The organism is Marivita sp., assembly GCF_020055675.1.
Lineage (GTDB): Bacteria > Pseudomonadota > Alphaproteobacteria > Rhodobacterales > Rhodobacteraceae > Marivita.
In genome coordinates, this window is record NZ_JAIPUS010000001.1 from 42,032 (window position 1) to 63,731 (window position 21,700).

18 protein-coding genes and 1 tRNA gene are annotated in these 21,700 nt (G+C 59.4%); 9 read left to right on the forward strand and 10 right to left on the reverse strand.

What is annotated here, in order from left to right:
• Window positions 1-2 precede the first annotated feature (2 nt).
• From flhA to ubiE, 4 genes are all read right to left on the reverse strand, one after another.
• On the reverse strand, window positions 3-2,087 hold the full coding sequence (gene flhA, locus LCF59_RS00205; protein ID WP_292284460.1) for a flagellar biosynthesis protein FlhA: 2,085 nt from the start codon (window positions 2,085-2,087) through the stop codon (window positions 3-5).
• On the reverse strand, window positions 2,087-2,734 hold the full coding sequence (locus LCF59_RS00210) for a lytic transglycosylase domain-containing protein (protein WP_292284463.1): 648 nt from the start codon (window positions 2,732-2,734) through the stop codon (window positions 2,087-2,089). Before LCF59_RS00210 ends, flhA begins: the two co-directional genes overlap by 1 nt.
• Before the next feature lie 94 nt (window positions 2,735-2,828).
• On the reverse strand, window positions 2,829-4,361 hold the full coding sequence (ubiB, locus tag LCF59_RS00215; protein ID WP_292284464.1) for a 2-polyprenylphenol 6-hydroxylase: 1,533 nt from the start codon (window positions 4,359-4,361) through the stop codon (window positions 2,829-2,831).
• Between the two features lies 1 nt (window position 4,362).
• Entirely contained in the window at window positions 4,363-5,115 is a 753-nt protein-coding gene (ubiE, locus tag LCF59_RS00220; RefSeq protein ID WP_292284466.1) for a bifunctional demethylmenaquinone methyltransferase/2-methoxy-6-polyprenyl-1,4-benzoquinol methylase UbiE, read from the reverse strand.
• Between the two features lie 84 nt (window positions 5,116-5,199).
• Here ubiE and mutM point away from each other — a divergent pair, with 84 nt between their 5' ends.
• From mutM to LCF59_RS00265, 9 genes are all read left to right on the forward strand, one after another.
• On the forward strand, window positions 5,200-6,051 hold the full coding sequence (gene mutM, locus LCF59_RS00225; protein WP_292284468.1) for a bifunctional DNA-formamidopyrimidine glycosylase/DNA-(apurinic or apyrimidinic site) lyase: 852 nt from the start codon (window positions 5,200-5,202) through the stop codon (window positions 6,049-6,051).
• A gap of 65 nt (window positions 6,052-6,116) precedes the next feature.
• Window positions 6,117-6,893, forward strand: a complete 777-nt coding sequence (locus tag LCF59_RS00230; RefSeq protein WP_292284470.1) for an enoyl-CoA hydratase — start codon at window positions 6,117-6,119, stop codon at window positions 6,891-6,893.
• 156 nt (window positions 6,894-7,049) lie between these two features.
• Window positions 7,050-7,313 carry a 30S ribosomal protein S20 gene (gene rpsT, locus LCF59_RS00235; protein WP_292284997.1) on the forward strand — a complete coding sequence of 88 codons (264 nt, stop codon included), beginning with the start codon at window positions 7,050-7,052 and terminating at the stop codon, window positions 7,311-7,313.
• Window positions 7,314-7,795: 482 nt separating this feature from the next.
• Window positions 7,796-9,160 (forward strand): chromosomal replication initiator protein DnaA, encoded by a 1,365-nt coding sequence (gene dnaA / locus LCF59_RS00240; RefSeq protein ID WP_292284472.1) that lies wholly within the window; start codon window positions 7,796-7,798, stop codon window positions 9,158-9,160.
• A gap of 154 nt (window positions 9,161-9,314) precedes the next feature.
• Entirely contained in the window at window positions 9,315-10,433 is a 1,119-nt protein-coding gene (dnaN, locus tag LCF59_RS00245) for a DNA polymerase III subunit beta (RefSeq protein WP_292284474.1), read from the forward strand.
• Window positions 10,434-10,462: 29 nt separating this feature from the next.
• Complete coding sequence (gene recF / locus LCF59_RS00250) at window positions 10,463-11,572, forward strand: DNA replication/repair protein RecF (protein WP_292284476.1); 1,110 nt, start codon at window positions 10,463-10,465, stop codon at window positions 11,570-11,572.
• A gap of 107 nt (window positions 11,573-11,679) precedes the next feature.
• Entirely contained in the window at window positions 11,680-14,097 is a 2,418-nt protein-coding gene (gyrB, locus tag LCF59_RS00255) for a DNA topoisomerase (ATP-hydrolyzing) subunit B (protein ID WP_292284478.1), read from the forward strand.
• Between the two features lie 158 nt (window positions 14,098-14,255).
• Window positions 14,256-15,485: an acyl-CoA dehydrogenase family protein gene (locus LCF59_RS00260; protein ID WP_292284480.1), complete on the forward strand. Its 1,230-nt coding sequence runs from the start codon at window positions 14,256-14,258 to the stop codon at window positions 15,483-15,485.
• Window positions 15,482-16,507, forward strand: a complete 1,026-nt coding sequence (locus LCF59_RS00265; RefSeq protein ID WP_292284482.1) for a phosphotransferase family protein — start codon at window positions 15,482-15,484, stop codon at window positions 16,505-16,507. Before LCF59_RS00260 ends, LCF59_RS00265 begins: the two co-directional genes overlap by 4 nt.
• A gap of 73 nt (window positions 16,508-16,580) precedes the next feature.
• Here the strand turns inward: LCF59_RS00265 and LCF59_RS00270 are convergent.
• The 6 genes from LCF59_RS00270 to leuD form a co-directional block, all read right to left on the reverse strand.
• Window positions 16,581-16,657 (reverse strand) — tRNA-Pro (locus tag LCF59_RS00270).
• Between the two features lie 74 nt (window positions 16,658-16,731).
• Window positions 16,732-17,712: a DMT family transporter gene (locus tag LCF59_RS00275; protein ID WP_292284483.1), complete on the reverse strand. Its 981-nt coding sequence runs from the start codon at window positions 17,710-17,712 to the stop codon at window positions 16,732-16,734.
• Between the two features lie 20 nt (window positions 17,713-17,732).
• Window positions 17,733-18,839: a 3-isopropylmalate dehydrogenase gene (leuB, locus tag LCF59_RS00280; protein ID WP_292284485.1), complete on the reverse strand. Its 1,107-nt coding sequence runs from the start codon at window positions 18,837-18,839 to the stop codon at window positions 17,733-17,735.
• Window positions 18,840-18,896: 57 nt separating this feature from the next.
• Entirely contained in the window at window positions 18,897-19,868 is a 972-nt protein-coding gene (locus LCF59_RS00285) for an endonuclease/exonuclease/phosphatase family protein (RefSeq protein WP_292284487.1), read from the reverse strand.
• Window positions 19,869-19,879: 11 nt separating this feature from the next.
• The gene (locus LCF59_RS00290; RefSeq protein ID WP_292284489.1) at window positions 19,880-20,716 is read right to left on the reverse strand and encodes a hypothetical protein; all 837 of its coding nucleotides are present in this window, start codon (window positions 20,714-20,716) and stop codon (window positions 19,880-19,882) included.
• A gap of 320 nt (window positions 20,717-21,036) precedes the next feature.
• On the reverse strand, window positions 21,037-21,642 hold the full coding sequence (gene leuD / locus LCF59_RS00295; protein ID WP_292284491.1) for a 3-isopropylmalate dehydratase small subunit: 606 nt from the start codon (window positions 21,640-21,642) through the stop codon (window positions 21,037-21,039).
• Window positions 21,643-21,700: the final 58 nt, after the last annotated feature.

The window sequence follows — 21,700 nt, forward strand, 5'->3', positions numbered from 1 at the left end:
GGCTAGACCGCCACGGTGCCAACCAAGGCGGGTTTGGCATCCAGCCCGATCTCTTCAAACGCCATCACCGGGTTACTGATGCCCTTCGCCGACAGCAAGCTTCGCAGAAAACGTCGGCGTCGGCCCGGCGTGACCAGCGCAGGGAACACGCCCTTTTGGCCAGCGCGATTCAATTCCTCGGCAATCCGTTTTGCCAAGTCTTCAAAATCCTTAGGCGGCAGGGCCACATCCGGTGCGCCGCGGTCATTGGACACTTCACATTCTTCAAACCGCCGTTCCCAATCGGACGCCAGATGAACCAGGGGAATCGTCCCGTCCTCTCGGCGCATGGCCGCGACAAGCTGAAACCCGAGCCGTTGGCGAACATGCTCGCAGATCGTCTCGGCCGAATATCCCTGACCGCGCATCTCCGCGATGGCTTCGAGGATGAGCTGAAAGTTCCGGATCGACACCTGCTCATCGAGCAACAGCTTCAAGACCTGCAGCAGAGTGTCCATCGGCACTTTGTCCGGCACCGTTTGATCGATGAGCGCACGGTTCGCCTCGGCGCGACCCGGATTGGAGAGTGTCCCCAGTTCGTCCAGAAGACGCTTGAGCGATTTCATCGTCATCAGGCGCCCAAGGTGGCGCTTGATGATCTCGAGCAGATGTGTGGCCAGAACCTCGCTCGGTGAAACAACGGTCAGACCACCAAGCTGGGCGTCTTCACGCTCTGCATCCTGGATCCAACGGGCGGGCGCGCCATAGACAGGTTCTTCCACGTCCGTTCCATTGGGCAGCGCGGCAGCGCCTTCGGGGATCAATGCAAGCATCATGTCTGGATGCAGCACGCCGCGCGCCACTTCGACTCCATGGAGTCGCACGACATAGGTGCCGTCGACCAGCGTCGCATCATCCGTCAGGCGCACTTCGGGCATGATCGTGCCAAAGCTTTTGGCGACATGTGTGCGCATGTTGGAGATCCGCGAATCCAATCCGCTGGCGGGATCAAGCACCATGTCCACAAGATCTGGCGCGAATTCGACATGGATGTCGTCAAGGTCAAGCACATCCCCGATCGGACGGTCCTTGACCGGCAGCGGCTCCTCTTCGGCTGCACTCTCGTCCTGTGGATCCTCGGCATTGCAATGAACCCAGTAGGCCAGCCCCGCAAGGATCAGACCACCGGTCAGGAAGGGGACAAACGGCAGGCCCGGCACCAGCGCAAACACAACCATGAGCACGGCAACCGTGGCCAAGGCGGCCGGATGGCGACCCAGTTGCGAGGTGATGGCAAGATCGGTCGCGCCGGTCGCCCCGCCCCGCGCAAGCAGAAGCGCAGCCGCGATGGAAATGATGACAGCCGGAATCTGGGTTACAAGCCCATCGCCGACCGTCAGAATGGCATAGGTTTCGAACGCCGCGCCGATCTGCATCCCGTGGACAACCGTGCCCATGATCAGGCCAACCACGATGTTGAGAAGCGTGATCAAAAGCCCGGCAATGGCGTCACCTTTGACGAATTTCGAGGCCCCATCGAGGGATCCGAAAAATGTGGTCTCCTGCAACTCCCGGTCGCGCCGCGCGCGCGCTTCGGAATGTGTGATGGCGCCCGCGGCCATGTCGCTGTCGATGGCCAATTGCTTTCCCGGCATCCCGTCCAACGCAAAGCGCGCCCCGACTTCGGCCATGCGCGCGGCCCCCTTGGTGATCACCATGAAGTTGACGATGAGCAGAACGCAAAAGACGACCAATCCCAGAAAAACGCTGCCGCCCATGACGAAATCTGCAAACCCCTGAATGACATTTCCCGCGGCGTTCGTTCCGGTATGCCCCTGCCCGATGATGAGCTTCGTCGAACTGATGTTCAGCGACAGGCGCAGCATCAAGGACGCCAGCAGAATCGTCGGAAAGGCGGAAAAATCCAAAGGCCGTTCCACGAAAAGCGTCACCGTGAAGATCAGGATCGCCAGCGCGAACGAGGTCGCCAACCCGATATCTAGAACGAAAGCCGGCACTGGCAGGATCATCATCACGATGACCGCCATGAGCGCGACGGCGAGAGCCACCGTCGGCTTGGAAAAGACGGAGCGCGTCGGGTCCGGCATCAGTTGGTCCTGTTGAACTGGATAAAGGGCTGGGTAAGCGTTGCATCGCTCATGAAGACCGATCCGGGGCGGGCACGGCCTTGCCGTCCAAAGAGGGATTGATCTGCAGGTTTCGCCTCAGTCGGGGCAGGAGGCTCCAGCCTTGCGACATCCCCGCGCAGATCGTGGAACTTTGACAGGTAGCGGTCGGCGTATTTTGACGTGCGGCTGTGATAGGCGCCAACCGCCTCGGTCCAGTCACCGAATTCGCGGTATAGCTCTGACAGGAATCGCGCCGCGTAAAGTGCGTTCATTTCCGGGTTGAACATGTCGTCAAGGGAGCGGAACTCGTCGGCGTGCCAGCGATAGTTTATCTGGAAACAACCGATATCAATGTTGGTTATGCCGCGTTTCACCCTAGAAAAGACGTAGGACCGTGCGTCGTCCTCGGACGAAAACCACGACCCGTCGCCCGCGTTGTTGACAGCCCAGGGCCATGGCTCGGCCGGTGAGCCGCGCCCGGTCTCCAGCCGCGTTATGGTCAGCATCACATCGACCGGCACGCCGGTTTCGGCTGCTGCATGGCGCGCAGCCGAATCGCAGATGTTCGCGTTTGCTCCGGACACGGCCATGGCCGCGATGACCACGCCAAAAACAATCGATTTCACCGACATCCCGGTCACGCAACGGCCCTCGCATTCTGCGGTTTGGCAGATGCTAAACGGCAGAGCGTTAGGATTCGGTTACGACAAGGCGGTTCGCCTACAAAAGTGCTTCGACCAGCGCGACCAGCGCGCCACCGACCACCGCCCCGAGAAGAGACCAGAGAGCAGCGGTCTTGAACCGGTTCGGAGGCGGCTCTGGGGTATCGCGGCCCTGGGCAATCAGGACCTGTTCCATCAGCCCCGGAAGGCGGGGACCAAAACGGGCCAGCACAAGAGCGGTTTTTCCCAGGTCCTTGGCAAAGGCACGGGGTCCGATGCTTGTCTTTATGTAATCCTCGACAATCGGCTTCGCGACATCCCAGATGTTCATCTTGGGGTTCAATGACCGCGCGACGCCTTCGACAACCACCATGGTGCGTTGCAACAGAATCAATTCGGTCCGGGTTTCCATACCGAACCGCTCGGTTACCTCGAACAGGTAGCTGAGCAACCGCCCCATGGAGATCCGGGTGGCATCCATGCCGAAAATCGGCTCTCCCACCGCGCGTAAAGCGCGGGCAAATTCGTCAACATCGCGGTCAGCGGGGACATATCCCGCCTCGAAATGCACCTCGGCCACGCGTTTGTAATCGCGCCGGATAAAGCCATAGAGGATCTCGGCATAGACGCGGCGCGTGTATTCGTCGATATGGCCCATGATCCCGAAATCAAGCGCGATGATATTGCCATTGGGTGCTACCTTCAGGTTGCCCTGATGCATGTCGGCGTGAAAGAACCCGTCGCGCAGCGCGTGTTGCAGGAAAAGTTGAAGCACTCGCTCGCTCAGCGCGACCCGGTCATGTCCGGCGGCGTCCAGCGCGTCATTATCCCCCAATGGCAGCCCTTCGGCCCAGCCAAGCGTCATGACGCGCCGCCCCGAGAGTTCCCACTTCACCTCGGGCAGTTCAAAGCCCGGATCGTTGGCGGTGTTCGCGGCAAATTCGGAGGCCGAGGCGGATTCCAGTCGCAGGTCCAATTCGCCCATCACGACGCCTTCGAAATGGGTGATCACGTCCATGGGCCGCAAGCGCCGGGAAGACGGGGACAGCCCCTCGATCAAGCCGGCCGCAAAGTAGAATGCGTCGATATCCTTTCGGAAATCCTTTTCGATATTCGGGCGCAGCACCTTGACGGCCACTGTCTCGCCGGTCTTGGCCAACTTGGCCTTGTGCACTTGCGCAATCGAAGCGGCGGCGACGGGTTCGCTGAATTCAGAAAACACGGTATCGACCGGCACGCTCAATTCGGATTCGACCATCGCCTTGGCTTCGGCAACCGAGAAAGGGGGCAGCTTGTCCTGCAGCACGCGCAATTCTCTGGCCATCTTGTCGCCAACGACATCGGGCCGGGTGCTGAGGACTTGGCCGAACTTGATATAGGCCGGACCCAACGCCGTCAGCGCTCTGGGAGCGGGTGGAACCGACGGATCACCATTGTAGCCAAGCCATTTGAAAGGCCAGCCCAACAGCCTTGCGGCAACACGCAACGGTTTGGGCGCGTCAAAAGCATCCAGAACGACTCCCATCGCCTCCGTACGTTCCAGCGTCGCGCCCGTACGGACCAGGCGCAGGATGTTGTGGGGGCCCCTCACGTCAAATCTTCCAGCCCGAGTGCAGACACGCGATGCCCATGCTCAGGTTGCGGTACTTGGCGTTCTCGAACCCGGCTTGGCGCACCATGCCCAGGAACATGTCCTGATCTGGAAACTTGCGAATGGATTCGACAAGGTACTGATAGCTGTCGCGATCGCGCGCGATTGCCTGCCCCATGCGCGGGATGATGTTGAACGAATAGAGATCATAGACCCTTTGCATCAGGTCATTCGGGATCTGGCTGAACTCGAGCACCATCAACCGGCCACCGGGGCGCAACACGCGAAACGCCTCGTTCAACGCCTCTTGCGGGCGCGTCACATTCCGAATGCCGAAGGAAATCGTGTAAACATCGAAACTGTTGTCCTCAAACGGCAACTGCATCGCGTCGCCCACGACCCAATCGAGGCTGCCGCCCATCGCGCTCGCCTCGGCGCGCTTGCGACCCTCGACCAGCATTGGCTCGGTCAGGTCCAAAACGGTGGCGTGGCCCTGACCTGCGCGTTTCAGAAACCGAAAGGAGATATCCCCGGTGCCGCCCGCCACATCCAGCAGTTTCTGACCGGCACGCGGCGCGAGCCAGTCCATCATCGCGTCTTTCCAAATGCGGTGGACGCCAAAGGACATGGCATCGTTCATGGCGTCGTACTTCGACGCGACAGAGCTGAACACGCCCTGCACGCGGCCTGCCTTTTCAGCTTCGGGCACATCCTGAAAACCGAAATGAGTGGTTGATTGGGAGTCGTCTGTCATAAGCCTTGTCGTTTCCCCTGCCAAGCTTTCTTATAGAGCGCCCACCCGACGTTACAATGCGACGACACGAGACAGGACCCCCAAATGCCAGAATTGCCAGAAGTTGAGACGGTAAGACGCGGGCTGGCGCCCGCGATGGAGGGGGACGTGATCGCCAGGGCAGAGGTGAACCGCCCCGATTTGCGCTGGCCGTTTCCCGCGAACATGGCGGATCGGCTGACAGGAAAACGCGTTCTGCGGCTGCGGCGCCGGTCGAAATACATACTGGCCGATCTCGACAGCGGCGAAACTGCCTTGATCCATCTTGGCATGTCGGGCCGGATGCTGGTCTCTGGCGACCCTTTGGGCCAATTCGTGCACGACCATCCCGCGGCGCAGAAACACGATCACGTTGTACTGCACATGGAGAACGGTGCGCGGATCACCTTCAACGATCCGCGCCGGTTCGGAGCGATGGACCTGTTCGCGACCGATCAAGCCGAAGCGCATCCGCTGCTGGCGACCATCGGGCCCGAACCCTTCGGGAACAGTTTTGATGAGCCGTACCTTGTCGCAGCGTTGACCGGCCGCAAAACACCGATGAAAACTGTGTTGCTGGATCAGAAAACAATCGCCGGATTGGGCAATATCTATGTTTGCGAAGCCCTGTTTCGATCACAAATTCATCCAACGCGCCCTGCCTGCCGGGTATCGAAAGACCGTATTTCGCGGCTCGTACCGATTATCCGAACCGTGCTGTCCGATGCGATCGAGGCGGGCGGTTCGTCGTTGCGCGATTTTCGCCAAGCTGATGGCGAACTTGGATATTTCCAGCATAGCTTTGATGTCTACGGCCGCGAGGGGGCGCCATGCCGGACGCCCGGCTGCACGTCGACGATTCGCCGGATCGTTCAATCCGGCCGGTCAACCTTCTACTGTCCAAGCTGTCAAAGATAGCTTGAACGCTGCAATGCACATGCGTAAGGCTTCACTCCTGAGACCACCGAACGGAGCCCTCACCCATGGCTTATGAGACGATCATCGTCGAAATCGAAGATCACGTTGCCACCATAAAATTGAATCGGCCCGACGCGCTCAATGCGCTCAACAGCCAGTTGCTTTCAGAACTGGCATCGGCTCTTGGAGAAGCAGATTCCAACGAGAAAGTTCGCTGCATTATTCTCACCGGATCACAAAAAGCCTTTGCTGCCGGCGCCGACATCAAGGAAATGTCGCAAAAGAGCTTTGTCGAGATGTTCATGTCGGACTTCTTCGGGAAAGAGTCACTTGCAGTCTGCAAGACACGCAAGCCGGTCATCGCAGCCGTGTCTGGCTACGCGCTGGGCGGTGGATGTGAATTGGCGATGATGTGCGACTTCATCATCGCGTCGGACACCGCCAAGTTCGGCCAGCCCGAGATCAACCTTGGCGTTGTTGCGGGAATCGGCGGCACACAGCGGCTCACGCGGTTTGTCGGCAAATCGAAATCCATGGATATGCACCTCACGGGCCGTTTCATGGATGCAGAGGAGGCCGAACGTTCCGGGCTGGTCAGCCGCGTGGTGCCCGCGAAATCCCTGATGGAAGAAGCGCAAACCGCCGCTGCCAAGATCGCAGAGAAATCCATGCTGGCGACCTTTGCTGTCAAGGAAGCCGTCAACCGCTCCTACGAGACAACGCTCAGCGAGGGGCTGCTGGCCGAACGCCGCCTGTTCCATTCACTTTTTGCGACCGAGGACCAGAAAGAAGGCATGGATGCCTTTCTGGAGAAACGCACAGCCCAATTCCGCGACAGGTAAACCCGAAATAGGGACTTTCCATCATCGAAAGCTGACGCTATACGCATGGCTACATGCGTGTGATGCCCGCCCAGGCAAGATTCGATCCGGTCAATGGTTCCGGGCGTGCTGTCATTTGCAACCCGACTTGAACCAGAACGAACCAGGATAGATCACATGGCAAATTCGCCCCAGGCCAAGAAGCGCGCAATTCGCAACGAAAAGCGTTTCGCCATCAACAAGGCGCGTCGCTCGCGCATCCGCACCTATCTTCGCAAGGTCGAAGAAGCCATCGCATCCGGCGACAAGGACGCGGCTAAAACCGCCCTGCGCATCGCACAACCGGAAGTGATGCGCGGCGTGACGAAGGGTGTTTTCCACAAGAACACGGCGTCCCGTAAAATTTCCCGCCTCGCGTCGCGCGTCAAAGCGCTCGGCTGAGAATCGCAGTCGATCCAACTCGACTGATAAAATCAAGTCGCCGCTCCATCCGGGGCGGCGTTTTTTGTTGCGTCCGCGCACCCGCGCACCAGTTTGGGATTCTTTTCGAACATTCCCCGAGTCAACTGCGAAGTTCAGTTGATGGTCTTCCCCCCACCCTTATAAATCAGTCCTGCGAGTCACATCGCGTTTTGGGGGGCCAGGCGCTGCTGCTTCGAAATTGAACATGTGTGTTGTTGTTCGGTCCGAAGTCGTCGGTAAAATTGGTAAAAGTTCAACCGCCTCGTCCATATTGTTGCCAAGGGCTGTTGCGTGCTCCTAGTTGCCTGGGGCGCGACGTCCGTGTTTTTTGGTCGTCCAGAAACCGCTGGTGCGTCCGCAAGACAGGTATCTCCTATGATGTGCCGCCATCGCGACAAGAGCATGTCGCGCAAGATAGAGACAGCATGTGGCTCAGCATGCAAATGATGGAACGGGGACACATGACGCAGGACCAGTGGGGGACTATTCGTGATGAATTACATCAGACCATGGGTGCCAACTGCTTTCAAAGCTGGATCGAACCCCTGACATACTTGGGCTCGGAACACGGCATCGCACACTTTGCAGTTCCGACCAATTTCATGGGCAACTATGTATCGCAAAACTACGGCGATATACTCTTGTCCAAGATCAATCGGATCGACCCATCCGTCCGGCGCGTCGTGTTCGATACGGTCACGGAAACCCAAAACGCCCCGAAACCTGCTCCGCAGTCAGCTCCGGCGCCTGTCACGCAGGCCAAGTCACACCAGATGTCCGACAGCCTGAATGGGTCACCGCTCGACAAACGGTTCACCTTTGACGCCTTCGTGGTCGGCAAACCCAACGAACTGGCCCATGCCGCGGCTCGGCGCGTTGCGGAAGGCGGCCCTGTCACCTTCAATCCGCTCTTTCTATATGGCGGTGTCGGACTGGGCAAAACGCACCTGATGCACGCAATCGCGTGGGAATTGCGCACCCGCCACCCGCATCTGAACGTCCTGAACCTGTCAGCCGAACAATTCATGTATCGCTTTGTGCAGGCGTTGCGCGACCGCAAGATGATGGATTTCAAGGAATTGTTTCGCTCTGTGGATGTCCTGATGGTCGATGACGTGCAATTCATCGCCGGCAAGGACAGCACGCAAGAAGAGTTCTTCCATACGTTCAACGCGCTCGTCGACCAGAACAAGCAGATCATCATCTCGGCCGATCGCGCCCCGGACGAGATCAAGGCGCTCGAGAACCGGATCCGCTCGCGCCTTCAAAGCGGTCTGGTTGTTGATCTGCACCCGACCGATTATGAGCTGCGGCTCGGTATTCTTCAGGCCAAGTCCGAGATGTATTCCCGGATGTATCCCGGACTCGAAGTCGAACACGGCATCCTGGAATTCCTCGCGGCGCGTATCGTCAGCAATGTGCGTATCCTCGAAGGCGCCTTGACCCGCCTGTTCGCATTCGCATCGCTCGTGGACAAACCGATTTCGATGGACCTGACACAGGAATGCCTGACCGACATTCTGCGTGTGTCCGAACGCAAGGTGTCAATCGAGGAAATTCAACGCAAGGTCGCGGATCATTACCTGATCCGTCATTCGGATCTTGTCGGACCCAAGCGGGTGCGCACCTTTGCCCGGCCGCGGCAGATCGCGATGTATCTGTGCAAGCAATTGACCACACGCTCCCTGCCCGAGATCGGTCGTCATTTTGGCGGACGGGATCACACCACGGTGATGCATGGTGTGCGCCGGATCGAAGAGTTGAGGAAGCAGGATGCCCAGATCGCGGACGACGTCGATCTGCTTCGTCGGTCGCTGGAAGCCTGAGACCCGGAGACAACAAAAAGGGCTGTTGCGTGTCTTACTGGACTCCTGCCCTTGACCCCGGCTGGAATCCAGCCAAGAAATTGGAAAACAAGGGCTTGGAGAGCAACCCTGATGCGGGTTACTGTCAACGTCCGGCCAGTCGGGGGATGAACGCATGAAATTCAGCATGGAACGCGGAACACTGCTCAAGGCGGTGTCACAGGCGCAATCCGTTGTCGAACGGCGCAACACCATTCCAATCCTTGCGAATGTTTTGATCGAAGCCGATGGCGAAACCGTGCAGTTTCGCGCAACCGACCTTGATATCGAGGTCGTTGACCGCGCCGTGGCACAGGTGGAACGCGCTGGAGCCACAACCGTCTCTGCCGTGACGTTGCATGAAATCGTTCGCAAACTGCCGGATGGCGCGTTGGTGTCTGTTTCCGAGGACAGCGCCTCGGGCCGTCTGACGGTCGAGGCTGGGCGCTCGAATTTTTCTTTGGCGACACTGCCGAAAGAAGACTTCCCCGTCATGGCCTCGTCGGAATACAGCGCCAATTTTTCGGCTCCGGCCCCGGTCTTGCGCCGCCTGTTCGATAAATCGAAATTCGCGATCTCGACCGAGGAAACGCGCTATTACCTGAACGGCGTCTACATGCATGTCTCGGATTCGGAAGACGGCAAGGTGCTGCGCTGCGTGGCGACAGACGGGCACCGCCTCGCCCGGATCGACGCGCCGCTGCCCGATGGCGCGGCGGACATGCCCGGAGTGATTGTGCCACGCAAAACCGTGGGCGAGATGCGCAAGCTTCTGGACGATGATGATATGGAAATCGCCGTATCGGTTTCGGAAACCAAGGTGCGGTTTGCGACCCCGAACATCACCCTGACGTCCAAGGTCATTGATGGCACATTCCCCGATTACACGCGTGTGATCCCGCAAGGAAACACCCGCCGCCTCGAAGTGGACGCGGCAGAGTTTGCAAAGGCGGTAGATCGTGTGGCCACGGTGTCGTCTGAACGGTCCCGCGCTGTGAAACTGTCCCTGGACGAGGACCGCCTTGTCCTTTCGGTCAACGCGCCGGACAGCGGCGCCGCCGAGGAAGAGCTTGCCGTGGCCTATGGAGATGAACGGCTGGAAATTGGCTTCAACGCCAAGTATCTGCTCGAAATCGCAAGCCAGGTGGATCGCGAAAATGCAGTGTTCATGTTCAACTCTGCCGGTGATCCCACGCTGATGCGTGAAGGCAATGACACAAGCGCGGTCTACGTCGTCATGCCCATGCGGGTTTGACCTACCTGCGCCTTTGAACGGGGGCGCCGTTGCCGCTTCATCTCAACCGCCTCACACTATCGCATTTCCGCTCACACCTGCAGGTCTCGCTGTCACCCGATGCGCGGCCGGTGGTGCTGTATGGACCCAATGGCGCTGGCAAGACCAACCTGATCGAAGCGGTGTCGCTGTTCTCCCCCGGTCGCGGGATGCGTCGCGCCTCGGCGCAGGACATGACACGCCGGCCAGAAGCGCTCGGCTGGAAGGTAAGCGGCGTTGTGCAAAGCCCCGGGGGGGTGCAGGACATCGCGTTCCAGTCCGAACGGGGCGCGCCGCGTCAGGTCAGGATCAATGACAAACCCGCGCCACAGTCCCGCCTTGGCGAACTGGTGCGCTTGTTGTGGCTGCTGCCATCGATGGACCGGCTCTGGATCGAAGGGGCCGAAGGGCGTCGCCGTTTCCTGGACCGCATGACGCTCAGCTTTTTTCCGGCTCATGGCGAACTGTCACTGACCTATGAAAAGGCGATGCGCGAACGCAATCGCTTGCTCAAGGAGCAGATACGCGACCCGATGTGGTACAGGGCGCTGGAATCCCAGATGGCGGTCTCCGGCGCGCAAATACACGCCAACCGGCATCGCGCGCTGGACCGGATCGCCAGCGCGCAGGATCAGGCCAGCACGCAATTCCCCGCCGCGCAGCTCGACCTTGTGCAAACCGAGGGCGAAATGCCCGAAACCGAAAACGATCTGCGCGATGCGTTCGAAGAAAGCCGATATCGAGATCTGGCCGCCGGGCGAACTTTGGTGGGGCCGCATCGCGCCGATCTTTATGGTGTATTCGCCGCCAAGGGCGTGCCTGCCGCAGACAGCTCTACCGGAGAACAGAAAGCCCTTTTGATCTCTCTCGTCCTGTCAAACGCGCGCGCTCTGGTGGATGAATTTGGTGCGCCGCCGATTGTTCTGCTGGACGAGGTGGCAGCGCATCTCGATTCAGGCCGCCGCGCAGCCCTCTACGACGAGATATCGGCCCTTGGCGCACAGGCATGGATGACCGGGACCGAACCGGACCTGTTCATCGAACTGCAAGATCGGGCCCAGTATTACGAGGTGACGGAGACCGATACCGGTACAGTGCTCACCCCTCGGGACACGGTCTGACAACCCATCGCCAAGGCAATTCCACGGACCCCCAAATCTTGTGTCAGTTGCGTGACAAGCCTTTGGGTTTCGGGTATAAAATAAGCAAATTAACAAAGGGCACGTTCATGTCAGACCCCGCACAGGCACGCGAAGATTACGGTGCAGATTCCATTAAGGTTCTCAAGGGCTTGGAAGCTGTCCGCAAGCGTCCGGGCATGTATATAGGTGACACCGACGACGGTTCGGGCCTGCACCACATGGTGTACGAGGTTGTCGACAACGGCATTGACGAGGCATTGGCCGGTCATGCTGACTTCGTGCGCGTGAAAATCCATGCCGACAGCAGCGTTTCGGTGCGCGACAACGGGCGCGGCATTCCAGTCGATATCCATGAGGAAGAGGGCGTCTCGGCGGCCGAAGTCATCATGACCCAGCTTCATGCGGGCGGCAAATTCGATCAGAACTCCTACAAGGTGTCCGGCGGTCTGCACGGCGTCGGCGTGTCCGTCGTGAATGCGCTGTCCGACTGGCTGGAACTGCGGGTCTGGCGCAAAGGCAAGGAACACGTCGCACGGTTCGAACGCGGCGACACCACAAAGCATCTTGAAGTTGTCGGAGACGCGAACGGCGAACAGGGCACAGAGGTGCGCTTTTTCGCGTCTACCACAACCTTTTCAAACCTCGATTACGATTTTCACACGCTTGAAAAGCGGCTGCGCGAACTGGCTTTTCTGAATTCCGGTGTCCGCATCATCCTCGAAGACCAACGCCCGGCAGAACCGCTCAAGTCCGAATTGTTCTACGAAGGCGGGGTGCGGGAATTCGTGAAATACCTGGACCGCTCCAAATCCTCGATCATGAGCGACCCGGTGTTCATGACCGGGGAAAAGGACGGCATCGGAGTCGAGGTCGCGATGTGGTGGAACGACAGCTATCACGAGACTGTCCTGCCCTTTACGAACAATATCCCGCAGCGCGATGGTGGCACCCATATGGCCGGGTTTCGTGGCGCGCTGACCCGGACGATCAATGCCTATGCGCAATCATCCGGAATCGCGAAGAAAGAAAAAGTGAACTTCACCGGCGACGACGCCCGCGAAGGGCTGACCTGCGTTCTGTCCGTGAAAGTGCCGGACCCGAAATTCTCCAGCCAGACGAAAGACAAGCTGGTCTCTTCCGAAGTGCGTCCGGCGGTGGAAAGTCTCGTGAGCGAAAAGCTGTCGGAATGGTTCGAGGAAAACCCGAACGAGGCCAAGGTGATCGTCGGCAAGATCATCGAGGCCGCGCTGGCCCGCGAAGCCGCCCGCAAGGCCCGCGATCTGACCCGGCGCAAGACGGCGATGGATGTGAATTTCCTGGCGGGCAAGCTCAAGGATTGTTCCGAAAAAGACCCTTCCAAGACCGAGTTGTTCATCGTCGAGGGGGACAGCGCGGGCGGCTCTGCGCAGACCGGGCGTGATCGTGGCACCCAGGCGATCCTGCCGCTCAAGGGTAAAATCCTGAACGTGGAGCGCGCCCGGTTTGACCGGATGCTCAGCAGTCAGGAAATCGGCAACCTTGTCATGGCGTTGGGAACGGGGATCGGCCGCGACGAGTTCAATATCGAGAAGCTGCGCTATCACAAGATCATCCTGATGACGGATGCCGACGTGGACGGCGCGCATATTCGGACGTTGTTGCTGACCTTCTTCTACCGCCAGATGCCCGAACTCATCGAAGGCGGGTATCTCTATATCGCGCAACCGCCGCTCTACAAGGTCGCGCGGGGCAAATCCGAGGTTTACCTCAAGGACCAGGGCGCGCTGGACGATTACCTGATCCAGCAAGGGGTGGACGGCGCGCACCTCGTGCAGGGCAATGGCGAAGTGATCATCGGGCAGGACCTGACCCGTATCGTGGACGAGGCGCGTCAGCTCAAGCGTGTCCTCGAAGCCTTTCCGACCCATTACCCGCGACACATCCTCGAACAGGCCGCGATTGCCGGCGCCTTCGTGCAGGGCGCGGTGGATGCGGATCTGCAAGGTGTGGCCGACCGGGTGGCGCAACGGCTTGACCTGATCGCGCTCGAATACGAACGCGGCTGGCAGGGCCGGATCACGCAGGATCGCGGTGTGCGGCTCGCCCGTATCCTGCGCGGCGTGGAAGAGGTGCGCACGCTGGACGGGCCGATGATGCGCTCTGGCGAGGCGCGCAAGACCGGCAGCTTCACACACAGCCTTCAGGCGGTCTACAACACCCCGGCCACGCTGGAGCGCAAGGATCGGCGACAGTTGATCCACGGCCCGCTCGATCTCTTGCAGGCGATCCTCGAGGAAGGCGAAAAGGGGCTCACGCTGCAACGCTACAAGGGTCTGGGCGAAATGAACCCGGATCAGCTTTGGGAAACCACGCTGGACCCGGATGCGAGGACGCTCTTGCAGGTCAAGGTCGATGACATTGCCGAGGCCGATGACCTGTTCACCAAGCTGATGGGCGACGTGGTTGAACCGCGCCGGGATTTCATCCAGCAGAACGCGCTGAGTGTCGAGAACCTGGATTTTTGATCCCGGGTTTCGAATTGGCTGCGCCAATCCGACAGGTGCGAGGGGCCAGCCCCTCGCGCTCCCCGGGATATTTTTAAAACAAAGAAGATTGAACGGGATCTGGTTGTTCCCGAAAACTCATCCTACCATGCGACAAACATGCGGCGGGGAGGATCAGAATGGATTTAGGGCTGTCAGATCGCGTATCGGCGTTGGTCGATCAGGTGCGCGACATGGTCGAGAACGAGATCACACCGCTTGATGCGGAGTATCACGCAGAGATTGGCACGCACCCGTCTGGCGATCGATTTCAACTGACCGTCCGGCAGATTGCGATCCTTGATGAGCTCAAGGGCAAAGCCAAGGAGCGTGGTCTCTGGAATTTCTGGCTGACCGACAGCGCCAAGGGCCACGGGCTGACCACGGTTGACTACGCCTATCTCGCCGAGGAAATGGGCAAGGTCCATCTGGCGGCGGAGGTGTTCAATTGCAATGCGCCCGATACCGGCAACATGGAAGTCCTGGAACGCCATGGCACCGACTGGATGAAGGACCGGTGGCTGGTGCGGCTCCTGGAGGGGGAGATTCGCTCCGCCTATGTGATGACAGAGCCGGATGTCGCGTCATCGGATGCTGCGCAACTGGCGTTCGACGCCAGGAAAGACGGCGATGCATATATCCTGAACGGCGAAAAATACTGGATTTCTGGCGCTGGTGATCCGCGCTGTGCCCTTTACATCCTGATGGCGTGCACCGATCCCGATGCGCCCAAGCACAACCGTCACACGATGTTCGTGATGGACGCCGACACACCCGGTATCGATATCCTGCGCCCGATGCATGTCTTCGGACAGGACGACGCCCCCCATGGGCATATGCACCTGAAATTTACAGATGTGCGCGTTCCGTCAAAAAACATCGTGCTGGGGGAAGGGCGCGGGTTCGAGGTGGCGCAAGGGCGGCTTGGGCCGGGCCGCATCCACCACTGCATGCGGTCCATCGGGTTGGCGGAAAAAGCGCTGGAACTGCTGTGTCGACGAGGTCTGGATCGCGCGGCGTTCGGCAAACCTCTGGTCGAGTTGGGCGCGAATTATGACATCATCGCCAACGCGCGCATGGACATCGAACAGGCGCGCCTTTTGTGTCTCAAGGCGGCCTGGGTGATGGACACGCAGGGCACACGCGCCGCGCAACCTTGGATCAGCCAGATCAAGGTTGTAGCACCTCTGATGGCACTCAGTGTCGTGGATGAGGCGATGCAAGTTTTCGGTGGGACGGGGATCAGCCAGGACACACCGCTGTGGCGGATGTGGACCCATCTGCGCACCTTGCGGTTTGCCGATGGTCCGGACGCGGTCCACCGCCGGCAGGTCGCGCGCACGGAACTGCGCAAATACACCAACGCATGACCACAGCAGCCTTTGATCCCACCGCTGTCGAAGCATGGATGGGCGCGAATGTACCGGGGTTCCGCGGCCCGATCACGGTCGAGAAATTTGCGACCGGGCAATCCAACCCGACGTTTCGGCTGAAGGCCGGGTCCGGAGACTATGTCCTGCGGCGCAAACCGGCTGGTCAGTTGCTCAAATCTGCGCATGCCGTGGATCGTGAATTCCGGGTCCAGCGGGCATTGGCCTCGACGGATGTTCCGGTCGCGCGGATGCACGCGCTCTGCGAAGATGACAGCATCATCGGGTCGATGTTTTACGTCATGGATTACGTGCCGGGCCGGAATTTTCTTGATCCGCGCCTGCCGGGGTTGTCTGCCGACCGTAGAGCTGCGCTGATCGATGACATGAACCGCGGTCTGACGGCGATCCATTCGGTCGATCTGGTGGCAACCGGCCTGTCCGATTATGGCCCCCACGGGAATTACTATGAACGGCAAGTCGGCCGCTGGACCAAGCAGTATCACGCAAGCGAAACCGAAACGATCCCGGAGATGGACGCTCTCATCGACTGGCTCGATGCCAACATGCCGCCGGATGATGGGTGGGTGACCCTTGTCCACGGAGACTACCGGATCGACAATCTGCTCGTTGCGGAAAACGATCCGCGGTGTGTTGCTGTTCTGGATTGGGAATTATCCACGCTGGGCCATCCGTTCGCCGACCTCGCGGCGGTGATCATGCAATGGTCCCTGCCCCCCGGTGAGGCCGGCCGGGGATTGCAGGGCGTCGACCGGCGCGCACTCGGGATCCCCGAAGATGACGCGTTCCTGGATGCCTATTGCGCGCGCATGGGTCTGCCCGGTATCACGCAGTTCGGTTTTTATCTTGCCTTCAGTTTTTTCCGGATGGCCGCGATTCTGCAGGGGGTCAAGCGCCGTGCGCTTGACGGCACAGCGTCGAACCCGGAGAAGGCGCTGGCGCTTGGGGCTTATGTTCCCGTGTTCGCCTCCAGAGGCGTGGCCGCCGCCGAAACGGAGTGATCCACGTCCCGCAACCGTCGTGATGCGCAATCTGGGTGAAGCCTCAGACCCGCTCGGGTCAAATTTTTGAAATTGGTCGGGCTGAGAGGATTCGAACCTCCGACCCCCTGCTCCCGAAGCAGGTGCGCTACCAGGCTGCGCTACAGCCCGACCGTGCACGGGGACCTACTTCTCGTCAGACGATTTGACAAGCCTTCATTTGCCGAAAGTCGGTATGCCCGCGATCAGGACGGCTCTTGTAGCGCCTTTATCTTGTCGCGAAAGCGGCCCGAGGTCATCAATCCGCTCAGGCGGAGGGTCGATGGTGTTCCGATCCGGCTGCGCGTCCGCAGAACCGGCGTGGTCTTGGACCCCCCTCCCCGGCTTTCGCGGAACACGATAAAAAGGCCTGAGGCAATGATGATTGCCGCGCCGATGGCCGTGTAGGGATCCGTTGTCTCGCCGAAAAAGATCAGGCCATAGCCGGTCGCCCAGATAATCTGTGAATACTGCATCGGGGCGACGATGGCCGCCTCACCAGTCTGGTAGGCCGCGATGATGACACGCCCCGCAGTCCAGGCCATCAGCGATATGACCGCCAGAAGCCCGAGATGCTCGATCGGCATCGGCTTGTAGACAAAGGCCAGCGCCGCACCCATGACCACGAAATTCGCGACCATCGGGTAGAGCAGCATCACCACGGTGCGTTCCTCGGCCCCGATCTTGCGTACGACGATGGAGGCGAACGCGCCGCCAATGGCCGCAAGAATTGCCGCGACATGGCCCAGAGACAGTCCGGTTGTGCCGGGCCGCAGGACAACCATCACACCCACGAACCCGACGAGCACCGCCATCCACCTGGGCAGGCGAACGGTTTCCCCCAAAATCGGGATCGACAGCACCGTGATCAGGAGCGGCGTCGCGAAAAGGATCGCATAGGTTTGTGTCAGCGGAAGATTGGAGAAGGCATAGAATGCCGAAACACCGGTCACAACCGCACCGATGGTCCGCACAGCCATCCACCATGGGTGCACAGGCAACAGGGTGCCGGGTTTTCCGTCGCGCATCAGCATGAGCGTCGCCAGCGGAAAGCTGAGCAGAACGCTGAAGAACACGATCTGGATCGGCGAATAGATGGCGCCCAGAGTCTTGATAAAGACGTCATGGGTGGCAAACAGACCAAAGGCGACCAGGGCCAGCATCGCGCCTTTGACATTCGAAGACATTGCTGGCCCTTTCCGGTGGTTTACAAGCTGGCGTCGAGGGCCGCCACAATCGCATCGCCCATTTTGGCGGTCGACATAGGCGTGCCGCCATCCGGTCCCATCAGGTCGGCAGTCCGCGCGCCATCGGCGAGAACGGTTTCGACGGCGGCCTCGAGACGTGTGGCCTCTTCTCCCTGATCAAAGCTGTAGCGCAGCGCCATGGCAAAGCTGAGAATACAGGCAATCGGGTTTGCCTTGCCCTGACCGGCAATATCCGGGGCCGAGCCGTGCACTGGTTCATAAAGCGCTTTCGGGCGGCCGTTGGACATGGGTGCGCCAAGGCTGGCCGACGGAAGCATCCCTAGGCTGCCGGTCAGCATCGCAGCGGCATCCGACAAAAGGTCTCCGAACAGGTTGTCTGTCACGATGACGTCGAACTGCTTGGGCCAGCGGCAGAGCTGCATCGCACCGGCGTCCGCATACATATGCGACAGCTCGACATCCGGGTAATCCTCGTCATGTACCCGTTGCACCACTTCGCGCCAGAGGATGCCGGATTCCATGACATTCGCCTTTTCCATCGAACAGACCTTGTTGCCCCGCTTGCGGGCCAGGTCGAACGCAGAGCGCGCGACGCGGTCGATCTCGCTCTCGGTGTAGCGCTGTGTATTGATGCCGACGCGCTCATTCCCCTCTTCGATGATGCCGCGCGGTTCTCCGAAATAGATACCAGACGTCAGTTCGCGCACGATCATGATGTCGAGGCCCGCGACCACGTCCTTTTTCAGGGATGAAAAATCGGCCAAGGCATCGAAGCATTGGGCCGGTCGCAAATTGGCGAACAGGTCCATTTCCTTGCGCAAGCGCAAAAGGCCCCGTTCGGGTTTCACGCTGAAATCGAGCACGTCGTATTTCGGTCCCCCCACGGCTCCCAGCAGGACAGCATCCACCTCTTGCGCCTTGGCCATCGTATCATCATGCAGCGGCGTGCCGTGCGTGTCATAGGCTGCGCCGCCGACAAGGTCTTCGCTGACATCGAAGGTCAGGCCGCGCTTGGGACCATACCAATCGATGACCTTGCGCACCTCTGTCATCACCTCGGGGCCGATCCCGTCACCGGGCAATATCAAAAGCGAAGCGTTGGTCATCATCAGGGTCCTTTGATCAATTGGGTTATGCTTCGCTACTGCCACAGCCCTCTAGGGTCAAGGTGAGGGCCGGTTGGGAAGAGTGATGTCCAGAGTAATCAGCCGATGCTGCTCCTCGGGCAGCGAAGGCCAGACGGCGGCGGCGCGGACGCCCACATCGGAGGACGGCAAAAGATAGGACACCCGCATAGGCCCGGGCCTGTCCCATTCAGCCGTGATTTGGCCAGGTAACGGATCCTGGACGCGGGGATCAGCCAGGAATTCCGCCATGGCAGAGCGGTTGCCCTCGCCTCGCTCGGGATCGAGGTTGGTGTTGGCCATGAAAGCGAAAGGTGGCTCGGGCGCTGGCCCCTGCGCACCGTGCATGATTTGTTGCCACAGCCGCAGCTCATCAAGATTGCGGCGCCCGTTTCGGTCTTCCGGCCCGTCGAACACCGGCGGTCCGGCGTGGCCGATCAACAGGGTCAACACCCGGTCACCACCGGCATTTGTCGGGACCCGAACGGGAACGACCCAATGTCCGCCACTCGACAGACGCTGCACGCCCAGCCCGCTATCCACTTGCTCAGCATGGCTGCCGGGAATGTCGCGCCAAAGAAGTTCATTGAAGGACCGAATTTCGCTTCGCAAAAGGGAAAACCGCGACAACACGGCAAGGGCTTCCTGCCCCGGAAACCAACCGAATGCCTGGGTATCTTCTGGTTCTCCCAAACGTCCATCGCCGTCCAGGTCCAGTCCGGTCGGAAGGCCCGCATTGGACCGCAATGGCAGGACGTCGGTATACCCCCCATCCACCATTTTCGAAAGTTCGGTCACGGCCGCGCCGGTTGCGTCATAATCCATCTTTGTCAGGACAATGATATCCGCATCCGCTGACCGGAGCGCCTGCGCAATGGCCATAAGCGAAGGCTCTTTCCGTTGCAGATCACGCAGCAGAAGCCCAGGACCTTTGCGCGACAGCGGGACATGCCACAAGGCCAGCCGCAGGTCTTGTGCCGCCACCGAGTTCGCGAAAACGGACAGAGCCAATAGCCCTGCCGTCACACCATTTGCAAATCGTCGTCCTGGGCATAGGCGCGGCGGCGTTTTTCTTCGATCAGCGCCGCCACCCGGAAAAGAGCGACCCCGCGCATCATCAGTGTAAGTGGCAAAAACGCCCAAGCGCACAACACCCAGATCAAGGTTTCCGAGGTGGCCAGAAGCGATGCATCGAATGTCTTGATCCAGAAGCGCAACAAGGCCGGGATCAGGAATGGCAGCAAAAATCCTAAGGCAAGGTTAAAATGTGCGTCTCTTTTGAGCCGATAGAGCACATCGCGCCCCGATGTCGGATCGAAAAGCGGCAGGTTGATCCAGAAATTGAACGCCCGCTTACGGATCGGCCAAAAAATAAAGCGCGCATGTATCCAGAACAGCAAGAACGCAATCATGGTCACCGTCAACAGCAGGCTGGCGATCCGGGTTGCACCCACAGGGTCAAACCATCCCGGCGCTTCGGCGAGCGCGATCGACATCAGCCGCACGGGGGAAAACGGGACGTCGAGCACGGCGTGTGCTCCGGTGGCAAGGCGTTCAAGCAAAATGGGCGGCAGATCCGCATGGCGGGTTTCCGAGGCAACCAGGATCGAAGCGAACAGGAGACAAAAGAACAGCGCCAGGAACCGCAAACGGTTGAACGGCGGCGCGTTGCGAAATTCAAGAAAGGTGGGATATTCGCTGAAATATTCAGAGAAGGTGACCACTGCCGCGACCAGCGCAACAAGTGCGGCCAATTGCGCGGCATCGCTGGACGTATCCGGCAATACGAGCGACGGTATCGCCATCATAATCGCCATCAACAGGGCGCGCACAGCTGATCCCATGATCCGCTTGACCACTCTGGTTTCCCTTCAAACCGGACGGACCCGATACGATGCCGCGACCTTGTTCCGTATTTGCGCCGTCGGGAGATGACGGCCTGCCTCATTATTGCCTCAGTTTTGCCCAAGTTCGGACCGCCACTCAACTGTGGTTCTGCCTTATCCCAGTGAAATCATTGGATTGGCGGAAACACTGGTGCGCGATTACATCAGGCAGCGTGCATAAATGAGGCAGCGCAAAACCGCACCACAACATTTGGTAGGGTAAAATCTAAACACACCAAGGATGAAAAAGGCCACCCCGACGGATGGCCTTTATCACTCGCTGGTCAAAGGACTCAAACCCAGGGACGGGCCTGCGTTGCCTTCGCCTCGAAACTGTCGATCGACGCCGCTTTTTCCAAAGTCAGTCCGATATCGTCCAGACCGTTCATCAGGCAATGCTTGCGAAAGCTGTCGACCTCGAAGGAAAACTCTTCCCCATCAGAGCTGGTCACGACCTGGTTTTCCAGATCGATGGTCATCCGCGCGTTCGATCCCTTTTCGGCATCCTTCATCAGGACATCCACCGCCTCTTGCGGCAGAACTATGGGCAGGATGCCGTTCTTGAAGCAGTTGTTGTAGAAAATCTCGGCGAACGAGGTCGAAACCACCGCGCGTATACCGAAATCCTTGAGCGCCCAGGGCGCGTGTTCCCGAGACGATCCGCAACCGAAGTTTTCGCCTGCGATCAGGATCTCGGCGTCGCGATATTGCGGTTTGTTCAAAACGAAATCCGGAATCTCGTTTCCGTTGTCGTCATACCGCATTTCATCAAAGAGATTCACGCCCAACCCGGACCGCTTGATCGTTTTCAGAAACTGCTTCGGAATGATCATATCCGTGTCGATATTCACAAGCGGCATGGGGGCCGCGATCCCGGTGACTTTCTCGAATTTTTCCATGTTCATGTTCCTTCGTGGCGTCAGCGCGCGCCCATATGTCCCTTGCCGTTGGGCAAGG

Excerpts from the sequence above, each read along its gene's own strand:
- flhA (WP_292284460.1), bottom strand. The coding sequence starts at position 2,087 with ATGCCGGACCCGACGCGCTCCGTCTTTTCCAAGCCGACGGTGGCTCTC.
- ubiE (WP_292284466.1), bottom strand. The coding sequence starts at position 5,115 with ATGACAGACGACTCCCAATCAACCACTCATTTCGGTTTTCAGGATGTG.
- mutM (WP_292284468.1), top strand. The coding sequence starts at position 5,200 with ATGCCAGAATTGCCAGAAGTTGAGACGGTAAGACGCGGGCTGGCGCCC.
- LCF59_RS00230 (WP_292284470.1), top strand. The coding sequence starts at position 6,117 with ATGGCTTATGAGACGATCATCGTCGAAATCGAAGATCACGTTGCCACC.
- rpsT (WP_292284997.1), top strand. The coding sequence starts at position 7,050 with ATGGCAAATTCGCCCCAGGCCAAGAAGCGCGCAATTCGCAACGAAAAG.
- dnaA (WP_292284472.1), top strand. The coding sequence starts at position 7,796 with ATGACGCAGGACCAGTGGGGGACTATTCGTGATGAATTACATCAGACC.
- dnaN (WP_292284474.1), top strand. The coding sequence starts at position 9,315 with ATGAAATTCAGCATGGAACGCGGAACACTGCTCAAGGCGGTGTCACAG.
- gyrB (WP_292284478.1), top strand. The coding sequence starts at position 11,680 with ATGTCAGACCCCGCACAGGCACGCGAAGATTACGGTGCAGATTCCATT.
- LCF59_RS00260 (WP_292284480.1), top strand. The coding sequence starts at position 14,256 with ATGGATTTAGGGCTGTCAGATCGCGTATCGGCGTTGGTCGATCAGGTG.
- LCF59_RS00265 (WP_292284482.1), top strand. The coding sequence starts at position 15,482 with ATGACCACAGCAGCCTTTGATCCCACCGCTGTCGAAGCATGGATGGGC.
- LCF59_RS00275 (WP_292284483.1), bottom strand. The coding sequence starts at position 17,712 with ATGTCTTCGAATGTCAAAGGCGCGATGCTGGCCCTGGTCGCCTTTGGT.
- leuB (WP_292284485.1), bottom strand. The coding sequence starts at position 18,839 with ATGACCAACGCTTCGCTTTTGATATTGCCCGGTGACGGGATCGGCCCC.
- leuD (WP_292284491.1), bottom strand. The coding sequence starts at position 21,642 with ATGGAAAAATTCGAGAAAGTCACCGGGATCGCGGCCCCCATGCCGCTT.